Source organism: Marinospirillum sp. (genome assembly GCF_014859565.1).
Genome location: NZ_JACUUA010000209.1, coordinates 1 through 5,474, shown reverse-complemented (window position 1 = coordinate 5,474; position 5,474 = coordinate 1). Strand labels below are relative to the sequence as shown.

Here is a 5,474-nt window from a genome sequence, read left to right as displayed (position 1 = left end):
TTATTACAGTGAAGCAACGTATTTTGCAAGCAGAATTAAGCCCAATTGCCCTGTTCGGAGGTGCGTTAAAACAGCATTATAAAACCGCATCACTTATACTGCCGGTGTTTTTTTACAGATCAGAGGACAGGGCTCATGACACAGATCGGCACTCCATTTTCATCCACAGCCACCCGTGTACTGCTGCTGGGCAGCGGCGAATTGGGACGGGAAGTGGTTATTGAACTCAAACGGCTGGGTTGCGAAGTGATTGCCGTGGATCGTTATGCTAACGCACCTGCCATGCAGCTGGCCGATCGTTGCCATGTGATCAGTATGCTGGATGCTGCCGCCCTGCGGGCAGTGGTGGAGCAGGAGCAGCCTCATCTGATTGTGCCGGAAATTGAAGCCATTGCTACCAGTGAACTGCTGGCGCTGGAACAGGAAGGTTATACCGTTATCCCAAGTGCTCGTGCCGCGCACCTGACCATGAACCGGGAAGGCATTCGTCGCCTGACAGCAGAAGAGCTGGGATTACCCACCTCACCCTACCGTTTTGCTGCCACTGAAGCAGAATACCAGGCCGCCATCACTGAAATTGGATTACCTTGTGTGATCAAACCCATCATGTCTTCTTCGGGTAAGGGTCAGAGCCTGGTGCACAGTGTCGATCAGATTCAGTCAGCCTGGGATTATGCTCAGGCCGGTGGTCGGGCAGGTAAAGGCAAGGTGATAGTGGAAGGTTTTATCGATTTTGATTATGAAATCACCCTGTTGACGGTGCGTGCAGTATCCGGCACCCAGTTCTGTGAACCCATTGGTCACCGGCAGGAAAAAGGGGATTACCGTGAGTCTTGGCAACCCCAGGCCATGAGTCTGCTGGCGCTGGAAAAGGCTCAGCAGATTGCCCGCAAAGTTACTGATGCACTGGGTGGTTATGGCCTGTTCGGGGTGGAGTTATTTGTAAAGGGAGATGACGTCTGGTTCAGTGAGGTTTCGCCTCGCCCGCATGATACTGGTATGGTCACCCTGATTTCCCAGAACCTGTCTGAATTTGCCCTGCATGCCCGTGCCATTCTTAAACTACCCATTCCGGCAATCCGCCAACTGGGTGCGGCAGCTTCTGCGGTACTGCTGGTACAGGGGGAATCCAGTCAGGTCAGTTTTGCTGGACTGGATCAGGCGTTGAGTGAACCGGATACCGACCTGCGGCTGTTTGGTAAACCGGAAGTGCAGGGTGAGCGGCGTATGGGGGTTGCACTGGCACTGGATCAGGATGTAGAGCAGGCAAAAGAAAAATCCTTGCGAGTTATTTCCAGAATTCAGGTACACCTATAGAATCACAGCACAAAAAATTACCCCTAATGGCAGCATAACCCTGCGGAGAAATACCATGTTGAAAGTAAACGAATATTTTGATGGTCAGGTTAAATCCATTGCCCTGAATAACAGCGAAGGTCCGCTGACAGTGGGTGTGATGGAAGTGGGAGAGTATGAGTTCTCCACCTCCAAGGATGAAGAAATGACCGTGGTTTCCGGCGCCCTGCTGGTGATGCTGCCGGGTGATGCTTCCTTGCGTACTTTTCACAAGGGTCAGAGCTTTAACGTACCGGCTAACAGCGTGTTTCAGGTGACAGTTGAAGAGCAGAGTGCCTATCTCTGCCGTTATATGGATTGATAAGAGTCCAGAAGCAGAGTATAAAAAAGGAGGCTTTCGCCTCCTTTCTCTTTTAATACAAAAGATTACATGTTTGGATAGTTAGGGCCGCCACCACCTTCTGGTGTCACCCAGGTGATGTTCTGAGCCGGATCCTTGATATCACAGGTTTTACAATGTACGCAGTTGGAGAAGTTGACCTGGAACTTGGGTTGTCCAGCATCATCGTTTACCACTTCGTACACACCAGCAGGGCAGTAGCGCTGCGCGGGTTCATCGTACATCGGCAGGTTGTCACGAATCGGCAGTTCAGGGTCTTTCAAGCGCAGATGCACCGGCTGATCCTCTTCATGCACGGCATTGGACAGAAACACCGAAGACAGCTTGTCAAAACTTAGCTTACCATCGGGTTTTGGGTAGTCGATCTTCGGGCATTCGCTGGCGGGTTTCAACATTTCATGGTCAGGCTTGGTGTCATGCAGCGTGATCGGCAGCTTGCCACCAAAGATATTCTGGTCGATGAAGTTAAACGCACCGCCCAGGAAAGTGCCGTACTTGTGCATTGCCGGGCCGAAGTTGCGAGAAGTCTTCAGTTCCTCATTGGCCCAGCTGACTTCCCACTTCTGAGTATAAGCCGTCAGCTCCTTGCCACCCTCATCACCACCTTTTAATGCCTCAAACACTGCTTCGGCAGCAATCATGCCGGATTTCATCGCGGTATGAACACCCTTGATCTTGGAAAAGTTCAGTGTACCGGCATCACAACCGATCAGCAGACCACCGGGGAAGGTCATTTTGGGCAGGCAGTTGTAACCGCCCTTAGTGATGGCACGGGCACCATAAGACAGGCGCTTACCACCTTCCAGGTACTGTTTGAGTACCGGATGGTGCTTTAAGCGCTGGAACTCGTCAAAAGGAGACAGGTGCGGATTGGAGTAAGATAGATCGACAATCAAACCCACTTCCACTTGGTTGTTTTCATCGTGATAAAGGAAAAAACCACCACCAGTACCACTGGGCAACGGCCAGCCGGAACCGTGTACCACCAGTCCCTGCTGGTGTTTGGCAGGATCAATTTCCCACAGCTCTTTAATACCGATACCGTAATGCTGGGCATCTTTACCTTCATCCAGCTTGTACTTCTCGATCAGGCGTTTGCCCAGATGACCGCGCACACCTTCAGAGAAAAGGGTGTATTTGGCGCGTAATTCCATGCCGGGAGTAAAACTGTCTTTTGGCTGACCATCAGCACCAATACCCATGTCACCGGTAATCACACCCTGCACCTCACCCTTTTCACCATAAATGATCTCGGCAGCGGGAAAACCAGGGAACACGTTGACTTCCAGCGCTTCTGCCTGCTCAGCCAACCAGCGGCACAGGTTGCCAACGCTGACAATGTAGTTGCTCTGGTTGTGCATGGTCTTGGGCACGGCAAAATGCGGCAGCTTGGTGGAGGCTGTTTCACTGCGCAGCAGATAAACATCATCCTGAGTGGCTGGAACGGTCAGTGGTGCACCTTTTTCTTTCCAGTCTGGAATCAGCTCATTCAGTGCACGAGGCTCAATGACTGCGCCGGAGAGAATATGGGCACCGACTTCGGAACCTTTTTCCACCACGCAGACTTCCAGCTCCTGACCAGCTTCAATGGCTTGTTGTTTCAGGCGGATGGCAGCGGCAAGGCCTGCAGGCCCCGCGCCGACGATCAATACATCAAACTCCATAGATTCGCGTTCCACAGCGTGTCTCCTCAGTTGCGCAGGCTTGTTATCTTTATGGCACTCGGCTAGAGTGTATTTAAAACGGTCGTTTGCTTTTGGTCAATAGCTGACCCAGTGAAAGGCTTGGAGGCTTAAGAGGCAAGCCTTGTCACAGGTTTTTAAGATAGTGTCATTATAAGCTTAAAAATGTGACCAGTCAGTTTAAGCCCAAGTTTGACTGAAACGCCGCTTGCAGTCATCATTCGCAAGTCGAGATTTTTATGTCGCAGGCTGGTTTTTTTGGCCTGCTGGTTCAACCACTGAGAAAACGGAGAATCTATGAAGGTTCTTGTCGCTGTCAAACGTGTCGTTGATTACAACGTCAAGGTTCGTGTTAAAGCGGATCAGTCAGGTGTCGATCTGACCAATGTCAAAATGTCCATGAACCCCTTCTGCGAAATCGCCGTGGAAGAAGCCGTACGCCTGAAGGAAAAAGGCATTGCCACTGAAATCGTTGCTGTTTCCATCGGTCCTAAAACCGCTCAGGAACAACTGCGTACGGCCATGGCGCTGGGTGCCGACCGCGGTATTCTGGTCGAAACCGACGAACAACTGGGTTCACTGGCCGTTGCCAAAATCCTGGCAAAAATTGCCGCTGAAGAACAACCCCAGATTATCCTGATGGGTAAACAGTCCATTGATACCGATAACAACCAAACCACCCAGATGCTGGCTGCACTGGCTGGTTATGCTCAGGGCACCTTTGCTTCTGAGCTGACGGTTGAAGGTGACAAGGCTAAAGTGAAGCGTGAAATCGACGGTGGTTTACAAACCGTTGAAATCAAACTGCCTGCGGTGATCAGTGCGGATCTGCGCCTGAACGAGCCGCGTTACGCCAAACTGCCAGACATCATGAAAGCCAAGAAAAAGCCGCTGGATATCAAAACCCCGGCTGATTACGGCGTGGATACCGCGTCCAAAGTCAAAACTCTGAAAGTTGAGCCACCGGCAGAGCGTTCTGCAGGCATCAAAGTGGGCAGCGTGGAAGAGCTGGTGGATAAACTGAAAAACGAAGCGAAGGTGGTCTAATGAGCATTCTGGTTATTGCTGATCATCATAATACTGATCTGACCCCGGTGACTGGCAGTGTTGTTGCTGCTGCTAAAGCCATCGGTGGTGACATTCACGTACTGGTTGCCGGTGCTGGCGCTCAGGCTGCTGCTGATGCTGCGGCCAAGCTGGAAGGTGTGAGCAAGGTACTGCTGGCCGACAACGCTGCTTACGGTCATCAACTGGCAGAAAACGTGGCTGCACTGGTTGCTGAGTTGGGCAAGGGTTACAGCCACATCCTGACCGGTGCCACTGCCAACGGCAAAAACATTGCCCCACGCGTTGCGGCACTGCTGGATGTTGAGCAGATCTCTGAAATCATCAGTGTAGAAAGCGCTGATACCTTCAAGCGCCCCATCTATGCCGGTAGCGCCATTGCCACCGTGCAGAGCGAAGATACTGTTAAGGTCATCACGGTACGCGGCACCTCTTTTGATGCCGTGGCTGCCACAGGTTCAGCAGCGGTAGAAGCGGTTGCTGAAGCTAAAGATGCTGGCCTGTCCAGCTTTGTCGGTGAAGAGCTGGCAGCTTCTGACCGTCCGGAACTGACTGCTGCCAAAGTGGTGGTTGCCGGTGGTCGTGGTGTAGGCAGCACTGAAAAGTTCGATATCATCTTCAAACTGGCTGACAAGCTGGGCGGTGCTGTTGGTGCCTCCCGTGCCGCGGTGGATGCCGGTTATGTCCCCAACGACCTGCAAGTCGGTCAGACCGGCAAGATTGTTGCACCAGAGCTGTACATTGCTGCCGGTATCTCCGGAGCCATCCAGCATCTGGCGGGTATGAAAGACTCCAAGGTGATTGTTGCCATCAACAAGGACGAAGAAGCTCCCATTTTTCAGGTGGCAGACTACGGCCTGGTAGCAGACCTGTTCGAAGCCGTACCGGCACTGGAACAACAGCTCTAAGCTGAAACCAGCCCAGCGGTAACCCAAAAGACCAGCCAATGTGCTGGTCTTTTTTTTCAGCAATTTCACGGCAATTTATGCTACTCTCGCGCCTTTTCTTTCATTCCATTTTCCGGGTATTCC

The 5,474-nt window shown here is 52.0% G+C and carries 5 protein-coding genes; 4 read left to right on the top strand and 1 reads right to left on the bottom strand.

Annotation, left to right across the window (positions count from 1 at the left end; translation table 11 throughout):
- Nucleotides 1-135: 135 nt before the first annotated feature.
- Both purT and IBX50_RS16625 read left to right on the top strand, forming a co-directional pair.
- Complete coding sequence (gene purT / locus IBX50_RS16630) at nucleotides 136-1,317, top strand: formate-dependent phosphoribosylglycinamide formyltransferase (protein ID WP_292257417.1); 1,182 nt, start codon at nucleotides 136-138, stop codon at nucleotides 1,315-1,317.
- Nucleotides 1,318-1,372: 55 nt separating this feature from the next.
- Complete coding sequence (locus IBX50_RS16625) at nucleotides 1,373-1,657, top strand: pyrimidine/purine nucleoside phosphorylase (RefSeq protein ID WP_292257416.1); 285 nt, start codon at nucleotides 1,373-1,375, stop codon at nucleotides 1,655-1,657.
- 65 nt (nucleotides 1,658-1,722) lie between these two features.
- Here IBX50_RS16625 and IBX50_RS16620 read toward each other — a convergent pair whose 3' ends face one another.
- Nucleotides 1,723-3,360, bottom strand: coding sequence for an electron transfer flavoprotein-ubiquinone oxidoreductase (locus IBX50_RS16620; RefSeq protein ID WP_292257418.1), 1,638 nt, complete (start codon nucleotides 3,358-3,360; stop codon nucleotides 1,723-1,725).
- 315 nt (nucleotides 3,361-3,675) lie between these two features.
- Here IBX50_RS16620 and IBX50_RS16615 point away from each other — a divergent pair, with 315 nt between their 5' ends.
- Nucleotides 3,676-4,425: an electron transfer flavoprotein subunit beta/FixA family protein gene (locus IBX50_RS16615; RefSeq protein WP_292257415.1), complete on the top strand. Its 750-nt coding sequence runs from the start codon at nucleotides 3,676-3,678 to the stop codon at nucleotides 4,423-4,425.
- Nucleotides 4,425-5,351, top strand: coding sequence for an FAD-binding protein (locus IBX50_RS16610; RefSeq protein ID WP_292257414.1), 927 nt, complete (start codon nucleotides 4,425-4,427; stop codon nucleotides 5,349-5,351). Before IBX50_RS16615 ends, IBX50_RS16610 begins: the two co-directional genes overlap by 1 nt.
- The last annotated feature ends 123 nt before the right edge of the window (nucleotides 5,352-5,474 follow it).